Here is a 466-nt window from a genome sequence, read left to right on the forward strand (position 1 = left end):
CGGTTGGCTTGTAAGCCGCGCGAGTCAGAATGACCAATAGCATCCATTCACTCGGTATCACACACCGACTACTTAAAGGTATTTTAGGTTTTTTTTTAACGAAGCAACTTGTCCGCTTCGTATTTATAAAATTTTATAGTTATTACAACCAACACAAAATGAGCCTATTGGGAGCGATTTTACTCCCCTTCTTTGTGCTTTTTTTGTCATTGTTTATTAAATTAGAAAACAATAAAAAACGTGAGTTAAAGCTCAAACTTAAACGCTTGTATCCTCATGTTTCTCAACCAGTACTTACACCAAGCAATTGCATTCGGATTGTATTGCAAAGTGTGTACCTTGCGCTATTCAATACCACCACAACCTCACAGCAACATATCGCCGTTGAACAGCGTAAATCTTGGCGTAAAATCACGCGATCAGCTCGCTTATTGAGACTGGCAGACAGTAAACTAGTACGCTCTTT

The 466-nt window shown here is 39.1% G+C and carries 1 protein-coding gene; it reads left to right on the top strand.

All coding sequences use genetic code 11. From position 1 onward, the window contains the following. Positions 1-203: 203 nt before the first annotated feature. Positions 204-466: hypothetical protein (locus tag HUS62_RS22965; protein WP_220095114.1), on the top strand; the 263-nt coding region annotated here is incomplete at its 3' end.

The organism is Pseudoalteromonas sp. 0303, from assembly GCF_013349995.1.
Lineage (GTDB): Bacteria > Pseudomonadota > Gammaproteobacteria > Enterobacterales > Alteromonadaceae > Pseudoalteromonas.